This window comes from Niabella pedocola (genome assembly GCF_021044425.1).
GTDB classification, from domain to species: domain Bacteria; phylum Bacteroidota; class Bacteroidia; order Chitinophagales; family Chitinophagaceae; genus Niabella; species Niabella pedocola.
The window spans coordinates 2,375,454-2,396,771 of sequence record NZ_JAJNEC010000005.1 but is presented as its reverse complement, the minus strand read 5'-3'; the positions used below and the strand labels follow the sequence as shown (position 1 = coordinate 2,396,771).

19 protein-coding genes are annotated in these 21,318 nt (G+C 46.8%); 10 read left to right on the top strand and 9 right to left on the bottom strand.

What is annotated here, in order from left to right; genetic code table 11:
• The first annotated feature begins 18 nt into the window (after window positions 1-18).
• The 6 genes from LQ567_RS17425 to LQ567_RS17400 all read left to right on the top strand — a co-directional run bounded on the left by LQ567_RS17425 (window position 19) and on the right by LQ567_RS17400 (window position 5,358).
• Window positions 19-1,302: an ABC transporter permease gene (locus LQ567_RS17425; protein WP_231006685.1), complete on the top strand. Its 1,284-nt coding sequence runs from the start codon at window positions 19-21 to the stop codon at window positions 1,300-1,302.
• Between the two features lie 169 nt (window positions 1,303-1,471).
• Complete coding sequence (locus LQ567_RS17420) at window positions 1,472-2,134, top strand: DUF2975 domain-containing protein (protein ID WP_231006684.1); 663 nt, start codon at window positions 1,472-1,474, stop codon at window positions 2,132-2,134.
• Between the two features lie 22 nt (window positions 2,135-2,156).
• The gene (locus tag LQ567_RS17415) at window positions 2,157-2,678 is read left to right on the top strand and encodes a DUF4456 domain-containing protein (protein ID WP_231006683.1); all 522 of its coding nucleotides are present in this window, start codon (window positions 2,157-2,159) and stop codon (window positions 2,676-2,678) included.
• Window positions 2,679-2,680: 2 nt separating this feature from the next.
• Window positions 2,681-2,890, top strand: a complete 210-nt coding sequence (locus LQ567_RS17410; RefSeq protein ID WP_231006682.1) for a helix-turn-helix domain-containing protein — start codon at window positions 2,681-2,683, stop codon at window positions 2,888-2,890.
• 6 nt (window positions 2,891-2,896) lie between these two features.
• Window positions 2,897-4,327, top strand: coding sequence for a S41 family peptidase (locus tag LQ567_RS17405; RefSeq protein ID WP_231006681.1), 1,431 nt, complete (start codon window positions 2,897-2,899; stop codon window positions 4,325-4,327).
• Window positions 4,324-5,358: an NAD-dependent epimerase/dehydratase family protein gene (locus tag LQ567_RS17400; protein ID WP_317206843.1), complete on the top strand. Its 1,035-nt coding sequence runs from the start codon at window positions 4,324-4,326 to the stop codon at window positions 5,356-5,358. Before LQ567_RS17405 ends, LQ567_RS17400 begins: the two co-directional genes overlap by 4 nt.
• On the opposite strand, the gene LQ567_RS17395 is transcribed toward LQ567_RS17400, so the two are convergent.
• The gene (locus LQ567_RS17395) at window positions 5,350-7,332 is read right to left on the bottom strand and encodes a TonB-dependent receptor plug domain-containing protein (protein WP_231006679.1); all 1,983 of its coding nucleotides are present in this window, start codon (window positions 7,330-7,332) and stop codon (window positions 5,350-5,352) included. The genes LQ567_RS17400 and LQ567_RS17395 overlap by 9 nt on opposite strands.
• A gap of 107 nt (window positions 7,333-7,439) precedes the next feature.
• Here LQ567_RS17395 and LQ567_RS17390 point away from each other — a divergent pair, with 107 nt between their 5' ends.
• Window positions 7,440-8,927: an aminotransferase-like domain-containing protein gene (locus LQ567_RS17390; protein WP_231006678.1), complete on the top strand. Its 1,488-nt coding sequence runs from the start codon at window positions 7,440-7,442 to the stop codon at window positions 8,925-8,927.
• 37 nt (window positions 8,928-8,964) lie between these two features.
• Here the strand turns inward: LQ567_RS17390 and LQ567_RS17385 are convergent, their stop codons facing one another.
• The 6 genes from LQ567_RS17385 to LQ567_RS17360 form a co-directional block, all read right to left on the bottom strand.
• Window positions 8,965-9,279 carry a hypothetical protein gene (locus tag LQ567_RS17385; RefSeq protein WP_231006677.1) on the bottom strand — a complete coding sequence of 105 codons (315 nt, stop codon included), beginning with the start codon at window positions 9,277-9,279 and terminating at the stop codon, window positions 8,965-8,967.
• 108 nt (window positions 9,280-9,387) lie between these two features.
• On the bottom strand, window positions 9,388-10,812 hold the full coding sequence (locus LQ567_RS17380) for a Gfo/Idh/MocA family oxidoreductase (RefSeq protein ID WP_231006676.1): 1,425 nt from the start codon (window positions 10,810-10,812) through the stop codon (window positions 9,388-9,390).
• Between the two features lie 348 nt (window positions 10,813-11,160).
• Window positions 11,161-11,553 (bottom strand): MGMT family protein, encoded by a 393-nt coding sequence (locus LQ567_RS17375; RefSeq protein ID WP_231006675.1) that lies wholly within the window; start codon window positions 11,551-11,553, stop codon window positions 11,161-11,163.
• The gene (locus LQ567_RS17370; RefSeq protein WP_231007329.1) at window positions 11,492-11,668 is read right to left on the bottom strand and encodes a DUF5522 domain-containing protein; all 177 of its coding nucleotides are present in this window, start codon (window positions 11,666-11,668) and stop codon (window positions 11,492-11,494) included. The genes LQ567_RS17375 and LQ567_RS17370 overlap by 62 nt, the downstream gene beginning before the upstream one ends.
• 34 nt (window positions 11,669-11,702) lie before the next feature.
• The gene (gene trmB / locus LQ567_RS17365) at window positions 11,703-12,407 is read right to left on the bottom strand and encodes a tRNA (guanosine(46)-N7)-methyltransferase TrmB (protein WP_231006674.1); all 705 of its coding nucleotides are present in this window, start codon (window positions 12,405-12,407) and stop codon (window positions 11,703-11,705) included.
• On the bottom strand, window positions 12,407-13,345 hold the full coding sequence (locus LQ567_RS17360; protein WP_231006673.1) for a DUF3078 domain-containing protein: 939 nt from the start codon (window positions 13,343-13,345) through the stop codon (window positions 12,407-12,409). The genes trmB and LQ567_RS17360 overlap by 1 nt, the downstream gene beginning before the upstream one ends.
• A gap of 136 nt (window positions 13,346-13,481) precedes the next feature.
• Between LQ567_RS17360 and LQ567_RS17355 the strand changes: the two genes are divergently transcribed.
• Genes LQ567_RS17355 through LQ567_RS17345 form a run of 3 tightly spaced genes read left to right on the top strand, consistent with a single transcriptional unit; the run spans window position 13,482 to window position 16,797 of the window.
• Complete coding sequence (locus LQ567_RS17355; protein WP_231006672.1) at window positions 13,482-14,615, top strand: arginase family protein; 1,134 nt, start codon at window positions 13,482-13,484, stop codon at window positions 14,613-14,615.
• Window positions 14,616-14,630: 15 nt separating this feature from the next.
• A complete protein-coding gene (locus LQ567_RS17350; RefSeq protein ID WP_231006671.1) occupies window positions 14,631-15,722 on the top strand; it encodes a WG repeat-containing protein in 1,092 nt (363 codons plus the stop codon).
• A gap of 22 nt (window positions 15,723-15,744) precedes the next feature.
• Window positions 15,745-16,797 carry a Gfo/Idh/MocA family oxidoreductase gene (locus LQ567_RS17345; RefSeq protein ID WP_231006670.1) on the top strand — a complete coding sequence of 351 codons (1,053 nt, stop codon included), beginning with the start codon at window positions 15,745-15,747 and terminating at the stop codon, window positions 16,795-16,797.
• A gap of 10 nt (window positions 16,798-16,807) precedes the next feature.
• On the opposite strand, the gene LQ567_RS17340 is transcribed toward LQ567_RS17345, so the two are convergent.
• Together LQ567_RS17340 and LQ567_RS17335 are read right to left on the bottom strand one after the other, a co-directional pair.
• Window positions 16,808-18,385, bottom strand: a complete 1,578-nt coding sequence (locus tag LQ567_RS17340) for a hypothetical protein (RefSeq protein WP_231006669.1) — start codon at window positions 18,383-18,385, stop codon at window positions 16,808-16,810.
• A 1,624-nt stretch (window positions 18,386-20,009) separates the two neighbouring features.
• Window positions 20,010-21,095 (bottom strand): hypothetical protein, encoded by a 1,086-nt coding sequence (locus LQ567_RS17335; RefSeq protein ID WP_231006668.1) that lies wholly within the window; start codon window positions 21,093-21,095, stop codon window positions 20,010-20,012.
• Window positions 21,096-21,318 lie beyond the last annotated feature (223 nt).

Below are 21,318 nucleotides of genomic sequence, written 5' to 3'. Positions count from 1 at the left end.
AAACCTCAAACCAGAAACATGTACAAACTTTGGGCAAGCATAAAAAAAGATGGCCGCATCCTGTTGCGGGATAAGGTAGGACTGGCGCTGATGTTCCTCATGCCCATCATTCTGGCCATCATCATCGCATCGGTGCAGAACAGCACCTTTGAACTGGTAAATGATAAAAAAGTACCGCTGCTTATTTTAAGCAGGGATACCGGGGAAGCCTCCAAAGAATTGATTGCTTCTTTGGAAAAAGGCGGCATGTTCACCCTTAAAAAGCTGCCCCTTACAGCAACAACCGACGATATCAAAAACAAAATGGAGGATAAAGATGCCCTACTGGCCCTCATTATTCCGCCACAATACACGCAAGATGTGCTTTCCAAAGCGGAACGGGTATCCGGGGAAGCACTGAAAACCATTGCGGTTGACAGCACTTCCACCGATTCCTCAGCGGTAAAGGCAAGTGCGCTTACATTGTATTACCACCCGGTACTTCAGAAATCGTTCCGCCAGGGTATCGACGGCGCGCTCAACAGTGTGCTGCAGATCGTGCAAAGCAAGTACATTGTACGGGCATTGTACAGCAGTATCAATAACGAGCCCAGCATCCCACAGTCGCTGGAGCAGCAGATCCTTTCCAATGAAACCCCCGTAAACCAGCTGGCCGCCTCCAAAGACAATAGTTTGCCCGTACCCAATGCCACCCAGCATAATATACCGGCCTGGACCCTTTTTGCGATGTTCTTTATTGTGATCTCTCTGGGAAGCAGCCTGGTGCGGGAAAAAACAAGCGGCAGCTTTTTACGGCTGAAAACCATGCCGACCTCCCTTTCGGTTTCCATTATATCCAAGCAGATCACCTACATCCTCATTACCATGTTACAGGCCGCAGTGATCTTCAGTATCGGCCGCTGGCTGTTTCCGGTGATCGGCTTGCCGGCTTTAAACATCCCGGCGGATAAGGCCGGTTTGCTGCTGGTAACCTTTCTCTGCGGATGGTGTGCCACCAGCTTTGCCATCTGTATCGGCACGTTTGCCAACACACAGGAACAAAGCAATGGTGTTGGAGCCATCAGTATCGTATTGTTTGCGGCCATCGGCGGACTGCTGGTGCCCTCCTTTGCCATGCCGGCCTCCTTCCAGGGCGTGATGCGGGTCTCTCCGCTTTACTGGTGCCTGGAGGCCTTTTATGGCCTGTTCCTTGAAGGCGGCCGCTTAGGCGATATCTTCCGGAACCTGATCCCTGTACTCATTATCATCGCCGTTTTACAGCTGGCAACCTGGCTGGGCATGAAGCAGAAACGGCTGATCTAAGATCCTCATTCCTTATATAAAAATCGTTACCGGCCATAGGTGCTACCTGTGCTGCAAAGATCCGTTCGCCCCATGCAATAAATAAAACATTAATTTTTTAAAATAAAACGATAAATATTTTTTGTTTTATTTTAAAACCTTCTTATGTTTGTTTTCCAAAACACAACATATGAAAATAGGGAATTCAAGAATTATCAAAATACTGGACCGGATATCCGGGGCTGTTTTTTTATTCGCCCTGCTCGTGCTTCTTGTGAACATCTTTTCTTCCGGCGCACCTGCACTTAGTAACAGCATCCGGGGTTACAAGGTAAACGATATAAGGGTTAAACCACTGGAAAAGCCGGATACTACCTATCAGGACCCGAATCAAACCCTGAACCAATGGTTTAAAAAAACAACGATTGTGCAACCCCATCAGGATGCCCTGGTTCATTTGAGGTTCAAAACGTATAAAGAGCTGCTGAGCCCCACAGCACTTTTGTTTCAACTGGCGTATTACAGCTACTATATGATTATTGTACTGGCGGCATTCCTGTTAAAAATGTTTTTTGGCAACCTGTCCAGAAACGAGGTCTTTACACAAAGCAATACCCGAAAGCTATTCATAACCGGTTCGCTTTTTATGCTGATCCCCCTGATCAAAAGCATTCAAAATACCCTTTTTATTAAAACCGTCAGCAGTCTCAACATGAACGACTCCGGCTATGCATTCAGTTATCCTTTCAGACTGGTATCTTATGAAACGATTTTTGGGGCGATGATCATCGTATTTTCGCTGGTTTTTAAAGCTGGCACAGACGTGCAAAGAGAGAACGAATCCTTTATCTGAATATAAAAACAATTTAATAAATATGCCTCCAAAATTTAAAATTACCGGCAGCAGCCTGATGGCACTGGGTTTTCTTTGCATCGCTTTCATTGTAAACCTGGTCATGTTGATCACCAACTCCCTTTCTTCCAATATTGCGTCCATCCAGGAATACCGTAACCAGGTGTTGCCATTGAATGTGCTCGAATTTGTTAAATCCGCGGTATTGTTGATCATGGGGTATCTGCTGTTCCGTATTATCCGGAATGTAATGAGCCGTGTAAAATGGAATATGGGCTATTATAAAAAGATCAAATGGATCGGTTGGCTCAATGTGCTGGTACTGCTGATGGATGCGGCCATCGGCAACTGGAAAGAAACGATCCTTTCCAAACAGGACACCGTAATCAACCATCTCACCGATCATAATTTTTACCAGGGCGCGCTCCTCGGGGCCTTGTTCAACGAACCGATCTCCTGGTTCCTGATCCTTTGTATTTTCCTGATCGCCGACGTACTGCAATACACCAGTGAAATAAAACTGGAAAACGATTCGATCATTTAATTATGCCTATTATCATTAACCTGGATGTAATGCTGGCGAAACGTAAAATGTCGCTGACCGAGTTATCGGAAAAAGTAGGCGTTACCATCGTAAATCTTTCCATCCTGAAAACCGGAAAGGCCAAAGGCGTACGCTTCGATACCCTGGAAGCCATTTGCAGAGCGCTGGATTGCAAACCGGGCGATATTATTGACATCGACTCAAATTCATAACATCATATGAAACACATAATCATTACACTGCTTGCTGCCGTAAGTGCGGCCCCATCCTTTTGCCAGGTTCAAAACGGGGGGTTTGAAAATATACAGCAGGACCGGCCGGTTAGCTGGTTTTTTCAACCCCAGGCGGGTTTTACCAATACGGTAGATTCCACCCGGCATTACGCCGGAAAACGGTCATTCAAAATCAGCAATGAAACAGAAAAAAAGGCCTTCCAGTCTTTTTCCCAGATGGTTCCCGTTACTATCGATGGAATAAAAAAAATCGTGATCAGCGCCCTGCTTAAAACGGATCAGGTAACCAACAACGCCTCTATTTGGTGCCAGGTTTGGGACGATACCAAACAGATTGACTTTTCCAATCTGTCCCTGCAGGGGCAGCCTGTTAGCGGTACCAGCAACTGGAAGGAATACACGCTCAGCTTTGCCGTTCATCCGGAGGCCAAAAAGCTGGTACTGGGCGGATTGCTGTCGGGTACGGGAACCGTATGGTTTGACGACTTTTCAATTAAAGAGGTTTCTGCACCCGCCGAAAAGCCGGCCAGCGACCTGATAAAAGAGGTAAAAAATATCATTCGCCAAAATGCCCTTTATTCCGATTCACTGAATTGGAAACAGATCGATGAAACGGTGGAGGTGATCTCCTGCGGGTTAAAAACCACCGAAGATGCCAAACCCGTGATCCATTACCTGTTAGGGCAGTTACGGAAAGCAGGCGATTATCACTCCTTTCTGATGTCGGCCAGCGCAACAAAAAATTATGCTCAACCCGCCGCTAAACTGGAAGACGCCACCGGCCGGTTATTGCCAGGTGATATCGGTTATATTTCCGTTCCGGGATTTGGGTCAACGAACGATTCGGCCATGACGGTGTTTGCACAAAATATCCAGCACCTGGTAAAAAAGCTGGATACCGAACATACGATCCGCGGATGGATCATTGACTTGCGCAAAAACACTGGCGGCAATATGTACCCGATGATTGCCGGCCTGGGTTCTTTTTTAGACAAAGGCCCCCTGGGATATTTTGTACGGGGGCGCAGTAAAAACCCCTGGTTCTTTTCAGGAAGGGGCAACAAAGCGTGGAGCGGAAGCGCTGTTGTGCCCGACGCCTACACGGTAACACAACGGAAAAATAAGATCGCGTTGTTAGTTGGTCCCATGACTGCCAGCAGCGGGGAATTTACCACCATCTCTTTTATCGGGCAGGCCAATACCCGGTTATTTGGTCAGCCCACAGCAGGATACACTACCGCCAATTCAACCTTTAAGCTTTCAAACGGTTCCAGCCTGTTGCTGGCAACTACCTATGCCGCAGACCGCAAAAAAAAGAACCATATAGGGCGCATCACTCCGGATACGGTGGTAGCACCATCAAAAGATAAGGATGCCGATATGGAAGCCGCTGCAAATTGGATTCTTGAAAAATAAATAGCTATTTTCGCCAAAACGTCAAGGACATTAAACAAAAAACGGCAGATATACTGGTTACCGGCGGCACGGGCTTTTTGGGTGCTTATATCCTCAAAACCCTGGTATTGCAGGGTATACCCGTAAGAGCTATAAAACGGTCTGCGTCAATACTCCCCGCTTTTATTGATCCGGAAATACTCAGTAAGGTAGAATGGGTGGAAGGCGATATTCTGGATGTACTGTCACTGGAAGAAGCCATGGAAGGCATTGATACGGTAATTCACAGTGCCGCAATTGTTTCCTTTGCTAAAAAAGAACGCCGGCACATGTACCAGGTAAATGTGGAAGGCACGGCCAATGTAGTGAACATGGCCCTGCAAACCGGCGTCCGGCGGCTGGTTCATATCAGTTCGGTGGCAGCCCTCGGCCGAAAAAAGGAAAGCAGCACGGTGGATGAAACGGCGAAATGGGAAGACAATAAAAACAATACCCACTATGCCATCAGCAAATTCCGGGCAGAGCTTGAAGCATGGCGCGGATTTGCAGAAGGCCTTGAGGGCATAGTGCTGAACCCCGCCACTATACTGGGTTATGGCAACTGGAACGAAGGCAGCTGCGCGATCTTTAAAAATGTGTACAAGGAATTTGGCTGGTACACCAATGGCATCAACGGCTTTACAGATGTGGAAGACGTGGCCAAAGCTGCCGTACTGCTCGCACATGCACCCATTACCGAAGAGCGGTTTATCGTATGCAATGACAACTGGCGCTTCCGGAAGTTATTAAATACCATGGCAGATGCCTTTGGTAAAAAACAGCCCGGCAGGGAAGCTTCTCCCTTTATCTCGGGCCTGGCCTGGCGCCTGGAGCTCTTGAAATCCTTCTTCACCGGGGCCAAACCGCTTATTACAAAGGAAAGTGCCAAAGTGGCCAATAGCGAAACGCTTTTTGACGGCTCAAAACTGGTGAAAGCATTGCCGGGCTTTGAATACCGCCCGTTGGAGGAAACAATCCGCAACGCCTGCCAAACCTATGCGGCTTTAAAATAGGTTGCAGCTTAATCCTCCCTGTACCCAGCGGCCTGGCATTGGCGCCCCCAGCAGATCGCTGTATTGCCGGTCAAAGATATTATCCACCTGTACAAAAATGCCCAGCTTGTTCTTTAAGAATCCATAAGACAGTTTCCCGTTCAATAAAAAATAATCCTTTGTAATCACTGCGTTAATTCCGGGTGCCGTTTGAGGATTGCGCGTTTTGTAGATCCCCGTCAACCCCAGCGATACCGGCCCCTGGCGGTAGGTAACGCTGGCATTGGCCAGAAACCGCGCATGGGATAAGATATAAAAAGAAGGGTTCGGCTCACTGCTTTTACTATACAGCCAGATAAAACCACCGTTCAACATTACCGATTGCCGGCTGTTAAAATGCTGCGTATAAGCGGCATCCGTTTCCCAGCCGGTTGTGGTTACTTCTGCCACGTTCTTGGCAAGTGCATAATTGCTGCCTGCTACCAGGTTATCTTTCCGTGGCATATCTGCATAAGGTGTATTCACCCAGTCGATCAGCTGGCTATGAAACCGCTGGAAAAAGCCGGTCGACAGTTTCAGGTTCGATCTGCAAAACCAGTCAAGCCCCGCTTCATAGGTCCAGGACTGTTCGGCAGCCAGATCCGGGTTGCCCACACTTCCGCTCTTTACCGTTGCTTTGTTATAGTTATTGTACAGTTCTGTAAAATCGGCGTTCCGTATGGTTTTACCACCGCTGGCGCGCAGTTGGATATTGCCCGTTTTGTACGATGCCGTCAACTGGGGCACCCATTCGGCCGGCAGGGTTCCGTAAACCTCCATCCGTAAAGACGGGTTGATCATAAAATGCGGACCAAATTTCTGTATAACCGAAACAAAGGGTGCCATGGTGTTCAAATCATGATTGCCCCGGTCGTTGGAGCGGATATCCCGGTTCTGAAAATTGAACCCCGCCACCAGGCTGGTTTGTTCCGAAAACTGTTGTTGTAACACTGCCTGCGCCTGAAGCAAATGCGACCGGTTGTTATTGGCGATGGACGACGGATTGAATGCATACCGGTCTTCCATACTTTTATATCCCGCATCGATGCTTACCTGCGTGGTTCCTTTCTGGTATTGCAGCCTTGCCTGGTTCCACCAGGAGCGGATGGTTTCCGATGCCGTATCCGACGCGTACGTGGTATAAAAATTTTGTGCGGAAAAATCCCGGTTATCGTAGGCCGTGCGCAATGCCAGGTTCCAGTACGGGTTGAATTTGACCATGAGCCCCGCAGAAGCCGCCGTATTATGAAAATAACCCCGGATGCCGCGTTGCTGTACCCCGCTGGCATTATTGGTCAAAAATCCCGCGCCGACGTTTATTTTTTCATTCTGATAAAACCCGCCGGCACTGGCATTGAGCAATCCATATTCACCGGCGCTTACCATGGCAGCCGCCTGTTTTTGCCGGGCCTGTTTGTTTTTATTAAACGCCTTGGTGATGATATTGATCACTCCGCCCACCGCATCGGAGCCATAAACAGCCGAAGAAGCCCCTTTAAGAACTTCAATCCGGTCGATTTCCGCCGGACTGATGGGAATATAACCCGTGAAGTGCCCGGTATTCGGATCATTCAGCCGCAGTCCGTCTAAAATAACCAACACCTGCTGAAAAGTACCACCCCGTATTGAAATATCCGTTTGCGCACCCTGCGGTCCCCGCATTTGAGCCTCTACGCCCGGAATATACTTTAACAGCTCATCCACCGAGTGTACCGGCAGCTGGGCAATAGCAGCTCCGCTGATGATCGTAATATTTCTCCCGGTTTCCGAACTTCTTTTTTCAATTACAGATGAGGTTACCGTAACGGGGTCCAGCAGCGTATCCTGTGCCTGTGCCCGCTTTGTGCCCCCCAGTATAATAAGGGTGATACCGGCCGTTAAAAACAATATAAATCCTCTTTTTGCGTCTGCTGCCCGTTTTGGCTTCATTTCTTTTCTCATTTTTTTCTTCTTCATATTTATAGATCCTGATGCCTTTTACCCTTGAGGTCCAGGCATTTCTTCCTGATTTCGGTCAAAACTATTACCTTGCCGGATCATCCGGATAGTCCGGTTTATATATAGTGAGTAGTCCGGTTCAATTACCATATAAAACCATCCTGCCCATCGACCGGCAAAGTGCCACGGCTGTTTACCTGCAGATCGTGCACCATGTTATTAATGCCATCCAGCGGGGGTTCCTTTCCGGGGGGCAGCAATTGCCCGGAACCCGTGCCATGAGCCTGTTGCTGGAAGTACACCGCAAAACCGTGGTTGCCGCTTATGAAGAGCTGGATGCCCAGGGGTGGATCACCAGTCGGCCCAACAAGGGTAGCTTTATAAAGCCGGTTGCTCATAACCGCAGAACCAAAAAGCTGGATATGCAGCAGCTGACGGAGTATCCGGCAACCACCGGCTTCCATTTTAAAAGGAGCAATATCCTGGATGTACCGGAGGAACTGCCCGGCCTGCCGCTTAGGGTTACAGACGGGCAACCGGACTACCGTTTATCGCCCACCGACCAGCTGGCGCGCTATTACACCGCAGCGTTAAGACGAAAAGTTAACCGGAAACACCTGGGGTACAATACCCTGCCTGGTAATGTTTTTTTTAAAACCCAGCTTTCGAACTTTCTCAACAGTACGCGGGGATTGCATATTACACCCCGTAACATCCTGGTAACCAGGGGGGTGGAAATGGGGATGTACGTTTCTGCCCGAACCCTCATCAACCCCGGAGATACCATCCTGGTGGGCAACCCGGGTTATTACACCGCCAATATGACCTTTCAGCAATCGGGAGCACGGTTAAAAACCATCCCGGTAGACCAGGACGGGATCAGCGTGGAAGCGGTGGAGCGCATCTGCAAAAAACAGGCGGTACGCATGCTGTACCTTACGCCCCATCACCATTATCCCACTACCGCTACATTAAGCGCCCAGCGCCGGGTAGCATTGTTAAAGCTGTCCGCTACCTATGGCTTTATTATCCTGGAAGACGATTACGAATATGATTTCCACTATCAAAGCAGCCCGATCCTTCCGCTGGCCAGTGCCGATACGGAAGGTATGGTGGTATACCTGGGCTCCTTTGGCAAAACCCTTGCCCCGGGTTTCCGGGCCGGTTTTTTGGTAGCACCCGCCAGCCTGATCGATGAAATGGAAAAAGTACAGGCGATCATCGACCGCCAGGGCGATACCATTATGGAACAGGTACTGGGGGAACTGATCGCCGAAGGCGAGATTCACCGTCATTTAAAGAAAGTGCAAAAGATCTACCATGAACGGCGCAACCATTTCTGCAAAATGCTGAGCACGGAACTGGGAGACAGCGTTTCTTTTACCACACCACCCGGAGGGCTTGCCGTATGGACGCAGTGGAAACAGGGCATGAATTTATTACGGATGAGTAAAGCCTGCGCAGCGCAAGGGTTACAGCTTCCCCGGTTCCTATTGTATCAAACCCGCGAACTAAGTGCCATGCGGCTGGGATTTGGCAACTTTACCCTTGCAGAAGCCAGCAATGTTTTAATGCAATTAAAAACAGCAGCAGCATCGGAGATCGCCCTGTAGCAAACCGGTAACGTTTTATACCTGCGACTTTTTTTATTTATTGCGGCAATACCGTTTTTGTTTTTCCCTCCATACGGTCGGTATAGTCTACACTGCCCAGCCGGAAGCGAAAACTTGTTTTTGTTGCCTTTTCCAGTTTGAGCTCCTGCCGGCACATAAATCCCAGTTGGTTATAGTACGCCGTGTGAAGTGCCACCGGTCTTACAGAAAAAGCACCTGTTTTGAGTAGTAGCGGAGCGCGGTTAATTACGCTGTCTTTTTTCATAGCAGTGCCCGCATCGTTTACCTGCCCTGCAGCCGAAAAACTGCAGCACGTTACAAAGGCCAGTATCAGAAACGGTTTTCCTGTCATTTTCTGAAATTGCATTTGTAAAAATACGGTTTCTTTTGTTCGTACCGGCGCGTGAAACAGGTACCACACTTGTACTAATGCTTCGGGGGACCTGTAGTCCCCCGGTTGCTATATTTTATAATAATCTTCCCATCCTTTACGCGGCGGCGCCCCGGTTAAAAATGCATCTGCAAATTTATTGTTGGTGATCCTTTTTGTAGTCCGGTCAAATTTGATCGGCTGATTCAAACGCTGGGCCATTACACCCAGGCAAAATACCTGGCTCAACGGACCGGCAATTTCAAATGGTGAACGGGTTTTCTCAATTCCCTGGCAAGACCGTAAAAAATTAGCAAAGTGATTGGAAGGGCTCTTAGGCACTTCCGGAAGTTTGGACTCCATTTCCTTGGCCTTTTCTGAAGGAATGATGCTCAGTGTGCTGGCATGCGATCCGCCTTTAAAGGTGAGCGTTTTGCTGTAGATTTCTTTACCAGGATTTAGCTTTACCGCCTGCGCCTTTTGACCATTTACCGTAGGAATGCTGGAATCCAGTTCCGATTTTCCAAATCCTTCGGGAAGCTTGGGTTGGTTATTGATACCATCATACCAGGTGATCACCACCGGCGGCATTTTTTTCCGTTTGGGAAACTTAAACTCAATCGTACTGGACATCGGGTAAAAATAATCGTTATGCCCTTCCAGCTTCAGCGGGTTTACTTCTTCCGGCAAACCAAGATCCAGGAACTGGTGGGCCGTATCCAGGATATGTGCGCCCCAATCGCCAAGTGCGCCCATCCCAAAGTCGTACCAGCAGCGCCACTGTCCATAATGAAAATCCTTATTAAAGTCGTGATACATCTGTGCCGAAAGCCAGGTATCCCAATCCAGGGTTTCAGGAACCGGTTCTGCAGCAGGGAATTTTTTTATGTTCGGGTCCCAGCCATGCCAGCGCCGCGGACTGTTCATGTGCGCGGTAATGGCGGTAACATCTTTAATGATTCCGGCTTCCACCCAGGTTTTAAACTGGAAATAATTGGCTTCGGAATGTCCCTGGTTACCCATTTGCGTAACCACATTCGGATACTTTTTTGCAGCCCGGATCATCAGCTCTACCTCGTTAAAGGTGCGGGCCATTGGCTTTTCCACATATACATGTTTGCCCAATGCCATCGAATGCACCGTTATGGGAAAATGCGCAAAATCTGGTACGGCGATGGTTACAGCGTCGATGGATTTTGCCATTTTATCATACATCTTCCGGAAATCCTGGAACTGGGTAGCATTGGGAAATTTAGCAATAGTGGCCTGTGTATGTTTGGCACCCATGTCCACATCGCATAACGCTACTACATTTGCCAGCTCGGTTTTTGCAAAATCACCGATGATCTCTGCTCCCCGGTTACCAATACCGATATGTGCCAGGTTTACTTTACCGTTTGCACCCATGATGCGGTTGTAACTGGAAGCATTCACCTTTGTAAATAATCCGCTCAGCGCCACACCGGTTGTGGCCAAAGTGGTTTGCTGTATAAAAGTTCTTCTTGTTGTAGCCATTCCTGAAAATTAATTTGTCAAACAATTCGTTTAAAAAAATAGACAGCCATCATTTTTGTAAACAACAGCCATTCATATGCTGCACGTTTAGGTAGCAGCGAATTTATGTATTTTACCCCTTGTAGCGCGAACAGACCTCGAAATCGTTATCGTTAGGGAAGGATCTTAAAAGTAAGGCACGTTCAACAAAACAAACCACATAGACATATAGGTCGGCGTTTCTTTCGGATTACGATTGCAACATATAACATTGCATTTTCACTTCCATCTAACCTTCCCCGAAAGCGAATAAACCCTATGTTTCTATGTGGTTCAATATCGACAGTTAATCCCTCATATACCGAACGCCTAAATCAGCTCCGATGACGGGTCCCAGAACCGGGTCTTAAAATCTGCTACCTTATCGTTCTTGATTTTTGTGCCTTCTTTTTCCAGCAGCTCCTGCATTTGGGTGGGTGTTTTAAACGCATGCTTTCCGGAAAGCAAACCGGTACTGTTTACTACCCGGTGCGCCGGCACTTTGGGCTTTACCTTCCCGGCAGCACTCATAGCCCAGCCTACCAGTCGCGCCGATTTACCGGAGCCGATGGCTTTTGCAATGGCACCGTAGGAAGTTACTCTTCCTTTGGGGATCTGCCGGGCAATCGCATAGATCAGGTCAAAAATGCTATCGTCCGTTTTACCCGAAGGGCGCACCGTTTTTAGTGTCTCCGGGTTGCTGCTGCCTTTTTTTACGCTCATTTAATAATTGCGTTTTTTTAGGTTCAGGAACATTTTCATAATTATACGGACAATGCCGGCAACCGTTGCTGCAGCAGTATCCTCGTTGTAAATGATATTGCTCCGTAAGCACCATCTTACCTTCCTCATTTACATAGTAGTCTTCCCCTTCAATCAAGCTCATACCGGATCGCCTCCTTTAATTCCCGGTCCTTTTCTTCACCGGCCAGTACCGGTGGCAACTGGAAAGCCAGGTAATGGATCCGGTTGCTTTCGGCAATATCCAGGCTTTCGTAATAGGTTTTTATTTTAAGCTCTTCGGGAAGCGCTGCTTCTTTATAAAGATCATCGGTATCGTTTAATACGGTGCATTGGTACATTTCCAGTACGTCTTTTGTAAACCGGTGCAGGTTGGGACTATCCGTTTTCAGATGGATGATGCCCCCCGGAGCCAACACCTGCTGGTAGATCCGTAAAAAACGCGGATGCGTAAGCCTTTTTTTGGCTTTTGAAAACCGCAATTGCGGATCGGGAAAAGTGATCCATATTTCGCTTATTTCACCCGGGGCAAAGTATTGATGCAGCTGTTCGATCTGCACCCGTAAAAAGGCCACATTATCCAGGTTTTCCCGGGTGGCCTTTTTTGCCCCCGCCCATAGCCGGTTGCCTTTGATATCCACACCGATAAAATTGCGGCCAGGATGCAGGCGTCCCAGCCCTAAGGCATATTCACCTTTTCCACAGGCGAGTTCCAGGGTAATGGGCTGTTCATTTTTAAAATAATCCTTCCATTTCCCCTTTATGTCCTGGGGAAACTGCAACACATTTTTAAATGTGTCCAATTCTGCAAAACGTACCAGTTTTTTTTGTGCCATTATCTGTTGCTAAAGCGATAAGAAAGTCCGATCCCTAACATCGATCGTATCTGCGGCCGCGCCGATTCACCGTTGGGGCCAAAAAGACGGGCATCATCATCATAAATGAGATCAAACGCATAGTTGATCGCAAAGAGCTTGCCCAGCTTCATACTCAGCAGGTTGGTCCAGTATACATCAATGTTCTGTGGATTGCTCAGGTAATTGGAATAAAAATCGGCGCGACTTTTAAAAGAGATCGATTTAGAAAACTCTTTGAAAAAGTTTACGGTAGCAAATGCACCGAACTCCGTTTTTACATGTTTTCCGGTATCCACCCCGTATGCGCCCCGGGCAGAAAGCGAATCATTCATTACAACGGTCCAGCGAGCTGTTACCGGTGAAACAAATATGGAGAAACTCTTGGTGGGCTTGTAGGTGGCACCCGGGCTCAGCAATACGTAGGCGGGCGACAGGAACTGGGAGGTAAGCGTTTTTGAAGAATCGGTATAGTCGTATCCCTTCAGTATTTGTGAACGGAAATTGAACAAAACACCGGCATCCCATTTTTTGCCCAGGTCATAGGCATATTTAGATACCAGGTCGATCCGGTCATCGTTTTTCCGTGTACCAAGCGATGTTGTATTCATATAGCCCAGGTTCAGATCCAGCGTATTGTCCCAGTGATTCTTTCCTTTTTGATAAAAGGCATACGCGCTTAGCAATGAGTTTAGTGCCAGCGAAAATTTATCACCACCTGCCGACCAGTTGCTCAGCGATCCCTGTGCAATATTCAAATTAAACACACCGCCTGTTTTCCAGGTCATCTGTGCCGTATCAGTAGCATCCTTGGCAATTTTCCGGTCGGAATCTGATTGCAGTTTCTTTACGGTTTGATCCTGTGCGTGCAAACAGAGCCCGGCATTTAAAAGCAGGGCGATCCATAAAAGTTTCCTCATAGTGATTGATTTTGCCCCCAAAAATAAGTGTTCCTTTTTTATATGAAGCCAACTCAGGCAGGCATCTTCTTCAAACCGCCCAAAAACTTTATAAGCGGTACTTCGGATCTTTCCCTGTTTATATTATCTTGCAGGCATGTCAGACCACATGAATATTGAAGCATTCTTATTACCGGTTAACCTCCGGGAAATCGCCGGCGATGAAAGTTATAAGCCCAATCAGATGGGTAGCAGCATCGATCTTCATGAAGAATTTTTTCCGGATCTGGAACAGGCCGATGTAGTGCTGATCGGCTGTGGCGAACAACGCGGCAATGGCATACTGGGAGCTCCCAGCGCGGCGCCGGATGCCATCCGCAGGCATTTCTATTCCCTCTTCTTCTGGCACGAAGGCATCCGGATCGCAGATATTGGCGATATCCGGCAGGGGGCTTCGTATACCGATACCGTAGCGGCTTTGAGAACCGTTATCGCGGCCCTGATCGAAGAGGGAAAAACCGTCATCATCCTGGGCGGGTCGCATGATCTTACCATGGCACAGTATGGCGCTTATGCCACGCAGCAAACCCTTATTGAGGCCTCCATTGTTGATGCCGTAATTGACCTTGACATGGAGTCGCCCTTTGCCAATGATCATTTTTTGATGGAAATGCTTACCGGCGAACCCAATTATATCCGGCATTATAACCATATCGGTTTTCAAAGCTACCTGGTACACCCGGGAATGCTGCAAACCCTGGATAAACTAAAATTTGATTTCTACCGGGTAGGACATGTAAAAGAAGATATGGAACAGATTGAACCGGCTATCCGGAGCAGTCAGCTGTTCTCTTTTGACATCAACGCCGTTGCGAACGCATATGCCCCGGCCAATCAGCTTACGCCCAACGGTTTTAACGGGGAAGAAGCCTGTATCCTGATGCAGTATGCGGGCATGAGTACGGCGGTAAATACCATCGGCATTTACGGCTACGATGTAAAAAAAGACCGGGAAGAACTAACCGCCAAACAGATCAGCCACATGTTATGGTACGCATTGGATGGCATCTACCGCCGGAAAAAAGAAGCCGAACTTACCGACAAAGAAGCCTTTAATGAATACCAGATGATCTTTTCAGAAATAGAAACTACGTTCTATCAAAGTAAAAAAACCGGGCGCTGGTGGATGCAGCTTCCCGGCAACCAGCTGGTACCCTGCAGCTATAAAGATTACCTGCTGGCTTCGCAGGATGAGATTCCCGACCGCTGGTTCCGGGCCCAGCAGCGATAACGCGGTAATCAAAACATGTTATCCATACTTCGTTATACATTATGGCTTTGCATCTTCTTGCCCTGCGGGCTCTTTTCACAAAATAGCGCACCGTATACGGTTCTTTTCAGTACGCTTGAATTGGAGACGGCCTATCCATTTCATGAACAAAGAGCCCTTGTTGTGATGGGCGACCGTTATCGCTATCTTACCGATAAGGGCTCGTTACTCCCCTTTCAATTCAGGCGCACATCGGAACATCCCGGTTTTTTTGAGAACGGGAGAGCGCTGGTTTATACGCCCTCCGGGAAATACGGATATATTGATCCGGAGGGTTTGCTGGTGATTGATACCGTTTACACCGATGCCCGGCCCTTTTCCGATTCACTGGCCGTGGTACGGCGGAATGGTTTTTGGGGCTATATCAATATTGAAGGAAAAGAAGTATTATCTTTTACAAATAAATACGATATCCTTACACCTTTTAAGAACGGTGTAGCGGTGGTGTATAATACCGGCAGCACCCTTTCGGATGATATGAAGTTTGGGGTTATTAACAAAAAGGGAGCGATAGTGGTTCCGCTTGAGTTTGACCGTATTGCCGAATTTAATGAAGGCTATGCCATTGCCGGCCGGGAACGGAACGGAGGCGTGGGCATCATCGATAAAACGGGAAAATTTATAGTGCCGCCACAGTACGAGGTATTGAGTGATGTGCGGGAGGGCATGTGCGCTTTTCAAACGGAAAAAAGCAATCAATGGGGATTTATTAATTTAGAGGGCAAAGAAATAGTGCCGGCGATTTATGAATATGCAGGCGATTTTCATGAAGGACTGGCGTATGTAGTAAATCAGGAACATAAAACAGGGTTTATTAATAAAAAGGGCGACCTGGTGATCGGTTTCCGGTTTAAAGATGCCGGTGATTTTTCTGAAGGCGTGGCCGCCGCAGCGGTCGACACTATAAAAAACAATAAAAGAGCAACGCTGTATGGTTATATCAACAAACAGGGGCATTGGGTAATTGAACCCTCGTTTGAATCGGCAATGCCCTGTACCGATGGAAAAATGCTCGTATCCTATTGGTTCAACAACAAGTTAAAACAAGTGTATATACAAAAAAAGTAGTATCGCAACAAAATCAAAAACAATGAGTCAACCAATTATCACGGGAATCGCATCGTTTGGCATGAGCGGCAAGCTGTTTCATGCCCCGTTTATTAATGCCAACCCTCATTATGAGCTGAGGGCTATTGTAGAGCGGCATAAAGAAGACTCCCGGGAACGCTACTCCGGTTCCAAACTGTACCGTTCATTTGAAGAACTGATCGCCGACCCGGAAATTGAACTGGTGATCATAAACACCCCGGTGCAAACCCATTTTGAATATGCCGTAAAAGCGCTGGAAGCCGGCAAACATATTGTAGTGGAAAAGCCGTTTATGGTGAATGCAGCAGAAGCAGAAGCGGTGGACCGCCTGGCCAAAGAAAAGAACCGGTTCCTCTGCGTTTACCAAAACCGCCGTTACGACGGCGATTTCCGCGCTATCCGGGATGTGGTTACAGAAAACATGCTGGGCGAGTTAAAGGAAGTGGAGCTGCGTTATGACCGCTACCGCACCGGGCACAGTGGCAAGGATCATAAGGAAGGCAACAAACCGGGAGCCGGTAACCTGCATGATCTGGGTGCCCACCTCATCGACCAGGCCATTCAGCTGTTCGGATTTCCTGAGGCCGTTTTTGCCGATGTATTTACCATGCGCAAGAACATGGAAGCAAACGACTACTTTGAAGTACTGTTGTATTATCCCCGTCCGTTCCGGGTACGGATCAAGGGCACTGTGTTTGCAAAAGAATCGCCCTACCCCTTTATTTTACAGGGAGAGAACGGTACCTTTCTGCAGCAACGCTCAGACCTGCAGGAAACAAAGTTGCTGGAAGGCGTAGTACCGTCTGTTGAAAGCTGGATCGCAACGCCGGAAGGATTTGACGGGGTATTGCATACTACTATCAATGGAGAAGATGTTAGAAAACAAACCCGCTCGGAGATGGGCAATTATATGGACTATTACGAGGATGTATACAATGCCATCCGGAATGGCCAGCCCAACCCGGTACCGGCTTCAGATGCCATCCTTACAATGAAAGTGATTGATGCGGCACTGGAAAGCAGCCGCGAACGGCGGGTCATCCCCCTCGTTTAACCCAATCGTTTTATTGATCGGCAAGCACCGGAACCACGTTCCGGCTGCGTTTGCTTTGAAGGAATTTTTGTTCGATGATCACCCGCATGGGTTTACGCGCTACTTTGCTTTCCAGCCAGGATATAATATCCAGGTAAGCAAAGGAGCGGGTCTCGAACCGGTTTTTCTCCAGGTGTTTTACTTTTTCCAGGAAGCGCTCAAACTCCGGAATCAGCTCCCTGCTGGTGAAACGGAAGGATCCGCGGAAGAACCGGAATATTTCCTGTTCGATCACGGTTAAATTCTTCATTTTCGACATATAGCGGAATACCGAACGCGTAAGCGAATCCATCAATTCCAGGTTGCCCAGTTCGTAATGTGCCAGCAAATGCACCAGACGGGCATAACACTGCAGATCCGTTCTTAAACCGGAGGAGTCGTTGATGATCTTCTGAAGATAATCAATACAGGTGCTGTAATCGCCTGAAAGGAAATACAGCATTGCGATCTTATAGGTAATCACCATCACCCGGTGCCGGTCCAGGAACAAGGTATATTCGGCCAGCTTATCTTCAATGAACGGCACTTCCTTTAACCCGGCAGTGGTTTGCCCGGTAATGGTAAAGTAATTGATTTTGGCGCTGGCAATGTATATAAATGACTGCACGCGGAAGTTCTCGTTGCTCTGAACCCGCTTGCTGTGACTAAATTCCTCAAATTTTTGCAGATCAACACTGAATTGTTCATAATTCCGCAGGTCGAAATGCGCATTCAGCAGGTTATGATAGCCCTTAATAAAATGCCCTGTTTCCGTACGCTGCATATTGGGCTTTTCATAAAAAAGATCTACCCATTTTTGCACATAGCGGTAGTATAAAAGAAAATCCTGGCGTATAAAGGCAAACCAGGTATAGCTTTGATAGTAATAAAGCCGCTCATAAAATCCTTCCTGCTGGGCAGAACCGGAGGGCAGGTTTTGTTTGAAAAACTTCTTCACCTTGTCTTCCTCCGCCTCATTCCGGGCATGACCATTGGCAATATAAAATCCATATACCTGAAGCGAGAGGTTGGATAGCCGCGTGATCATGTTCAGTTTGGTGTTCACCTCGTTCGACTCCTCGGCCAGTTCATCCATCCGGCTTACAAAACTATCCGTAACGTTGAGAGCCTCGATGCGCTTTTCCAGCGACAACAATTGTGGCAAAAAGAAGAATTTCTGGTTAAGCTTGGCCACTTCCTTAGCCTTGTCAATCACCCGCAGGCTCTGGTAAAACAAGCCCTTCTTGTACAGGATATGTGCCGAATCGAATAACTCATTCAATTGAAGATCAAGACTTTCGCTGCTTTTCAGCAGTCGCAGCCCCGCAAGGATTTCCTTATATAAATGCGATTTTAAGTTAGACAGCTGGGGTTTGGTTACATCCTTCAGTTTTTTCAGTACCAGTTTCTCGTCGTACTGCTGCAGCTTATCCAGCGCATCAAATAGTTTGATCACCTTAAGATCCTCATTACCAGAACTACGTGTAATATAGAGCTTAAAATGTCGTTTCTCAGACTTTTCCAACGATTTTATCAACTGAAACAATATATCTCCCGGCTTATTCGGCATAAGTTACAAAGTTAAATGCTATCCCTCCAAAAACATAAAAACGCCCAAAATACCCTTGGACATCTCCGCGAAAATACGCTGTAATCCAGTAAGGACGGGCATTTTAAAGTTTTTATAACAGCTTAGACATACCATATTCCATCAATAGTTGGTTTGGAGTACCCTATAAAAACAAGCTATCTTTGTGTAACAAATGAGGAGATAGGGAAAGTGAGACAAAAGCTGTAGGCAGCAAACCGAAGAAGTTTTTTAAGTTTTTTCATATGGCAAGCAATCGTTAGAGGTCAGTCCGTTTCTACGGAAGGACCTTTTTTGTTTCCAGTACTTTACAAACCACGGCAAGCTGCGGCCAATTTTTTACAATCTATAATGCGGGCTATTCGGTGTATTCATCGGAGAAAAAAAGAAAGCAACCGTCAGAGGCAATCAAACTTAGAGGTCATATTCATGTAAATAAAACAAACTTTATTTACCCTGCAATCAACTCCTTTATACCGGTTAATAAAAAGTTAATTGACTACAGGCAACTAAAATAACAGTATTTTCTGAATTGGAACTTCTTTTTGTCAACATTTTTTTAAACTTTTTGATTTTTCCCATTATTTGGGTCTTTATTTATACAATTTTCAATGTTTTTTTCGTTCCCCTTTTAGGCGTTGGATATCCGGCATATTTTTTTGCAAAAGCCAGTATTTACAAGCCTTTCAGCGGATCAAACATCCATTGAATATGATAGAATCGCCGGTACATTGTGTTTTGAAGTGTATAAAAGCTACCTAACTTTGTGTAACAAATGAGGGGATAAGAAAAGTGAGACAAAAGCTGTAGGCAGCAAACCGAAGAAGTTTTTTAAGTTTTTTCATATGGCAAGCAATCGTTAGAGGTCAGTCCGTTTCTACGGAAGGACCTTTTTTGTTTCCGGTACCTTCAGGTATGGGCAATAAAAAAGCGAATTTATAAAATCCGCTTTTGTTCATTTCTGGCAAAGACAATCGTTAGAGGTCATAATAGTTTGTTTCAATGGTTACTGGACACTAAAATAAGGGATTCTCTTAACAATAAATTAACTAACAACTGTTTTTTTCAAAAATTGAAAATTTTTTGCTTGTTTATTAATTTATTTTCAATGCTGATTGTTAAGCATCAATGATTTCCGAATTAAATTACAGCCTTCATTAAACATTTTGGTTTAAATGAATTTCTGTAAAAATGACAGTATATCAAAGTGGCATGAATTATGACTATCTTTGTATTAGAAGTTATTCATTAACTTTTTCATATGGCAAGCAATCGTTAGAGGTCGGTCTGTTTCTACAGAAAGACCTTTTTTTTTGGCCTCAGGGCGCCGATCTGCGGCTGACTTAACAATTTTCTTATGGGAATCCGGTTCGCTTTACCGGCAGGCATGCGGTAGCTGACCCATAATAGAGCGGGCCTGTCATCTGTTACGAAAAGCGTTGCTCCGGCCTGCAGTTATTCCTGTAAATATGGGCTACGGAGCTTATTCGTTAACTCATCTGCGGAAGCGATCCGGAAAACTTCAAAAAGAACCGGGAAGCTGCAAACGCAGTTCCCGGTAACGATGGAGGTATTTATTGAAAGGGTTGCCTGGTATTGTAGACCTTTATTTGGTATTCATTTGTTGAATCAGCTGCAGCAATTGGGCCTCGGAAACCTCCTGCAGATTGAATGTGATGCCCATGAAATTCTTTCCGGCATCAGGTGTGATGGTTACATCCCGCATTTCTGCATAGAATTTACCATTCAGGGTACTCATGGCCAGGAAGGTTCCGTTTGCACCAACAGGTATGCTGTTCTGGTAACTCAGCAATCCTTCTTTTCCGGCGATGGGGTGAAAAATAGGATTGTACAGTTTCACCATGGTATTTACGCCGGCCACTTTAAAGAACAATTCTGTGGGATCCTGGCCGGAATAATTGTTACCGGTTTGAATATTGAACTTATCGCCAAAATAACCCAGCACCGTGGTTTTGGGTGCAGCAATGCCATAGAGCGCATCACAGTTCCGCCAATCGCCGAGGTTATCCAGCGGGAAATAGGTAGTAGCTGCGCCCGCAGAACCAAAGGAGCCCGGAATCTGTGTCCATTGCATTCCTTTTTTAATGGTATAGGTTTCGGTGATCGTGGTCAGCGCATTTTCGTGGTTGTATCCGCTGGTTTCGGTGTGCACCGTTGTATCGCCGTCCCACATTGCAATATCACGATTGGCGCCATTTGCATTGGCCACTCCAACAGGCGCTACAACGCCCGGAGGTTTTTGCTGAGGATTCAGCGCCAGTTGCTGACCGTTTTGTTCAGCCGTAACCATTGCTTCTCCAAAGGTTTCGAGGATCTTTCCGTCACTGGTCAATGTAGGCTTATCGCCCAGGATCATTTCACTTGCCTTGATAAAAACCCGGGCTGATACGTTAACATTGCCGGTAACCACGGTACCACCGGGTTTTACAAAAGCATTGGGGCCAAACGTGATCTTTGTGCCATTCTGCAACGTAATGGTGCTACCTGCTGCGGCATCCACCGTAAATTTTTCAACAGCAGGTTCATGATCTTTAAAAAAGCGGATCATCTTTTCCACATCTTTCTGATAGGCACTTCGCGGATCGATGGGGGTATTGTCTTTCTTGCACGCATAAAAAACCGTGGCTAACGATAATACCGTGAGGGTCTGGAGTAAAATATTCTTTTTCATAAACATTGTTTTTTAAATTTTACAAAAAGGATTCTACCGGTATATCAATAGCGGGAATCGTTTGTTACCTGGTTGGAGAAAAAAAAGCAAAAAATATATGTCGGATCGGATTGGTGCGGCATTCCTTTAAGCATCCGTTATTGCCCTTTCAGTTGCAGCGATAGGGTTGCTCATTCAATAGCGGGGTGCTGCCGATGATTGACGCATTCATTTGGGAGTCCCT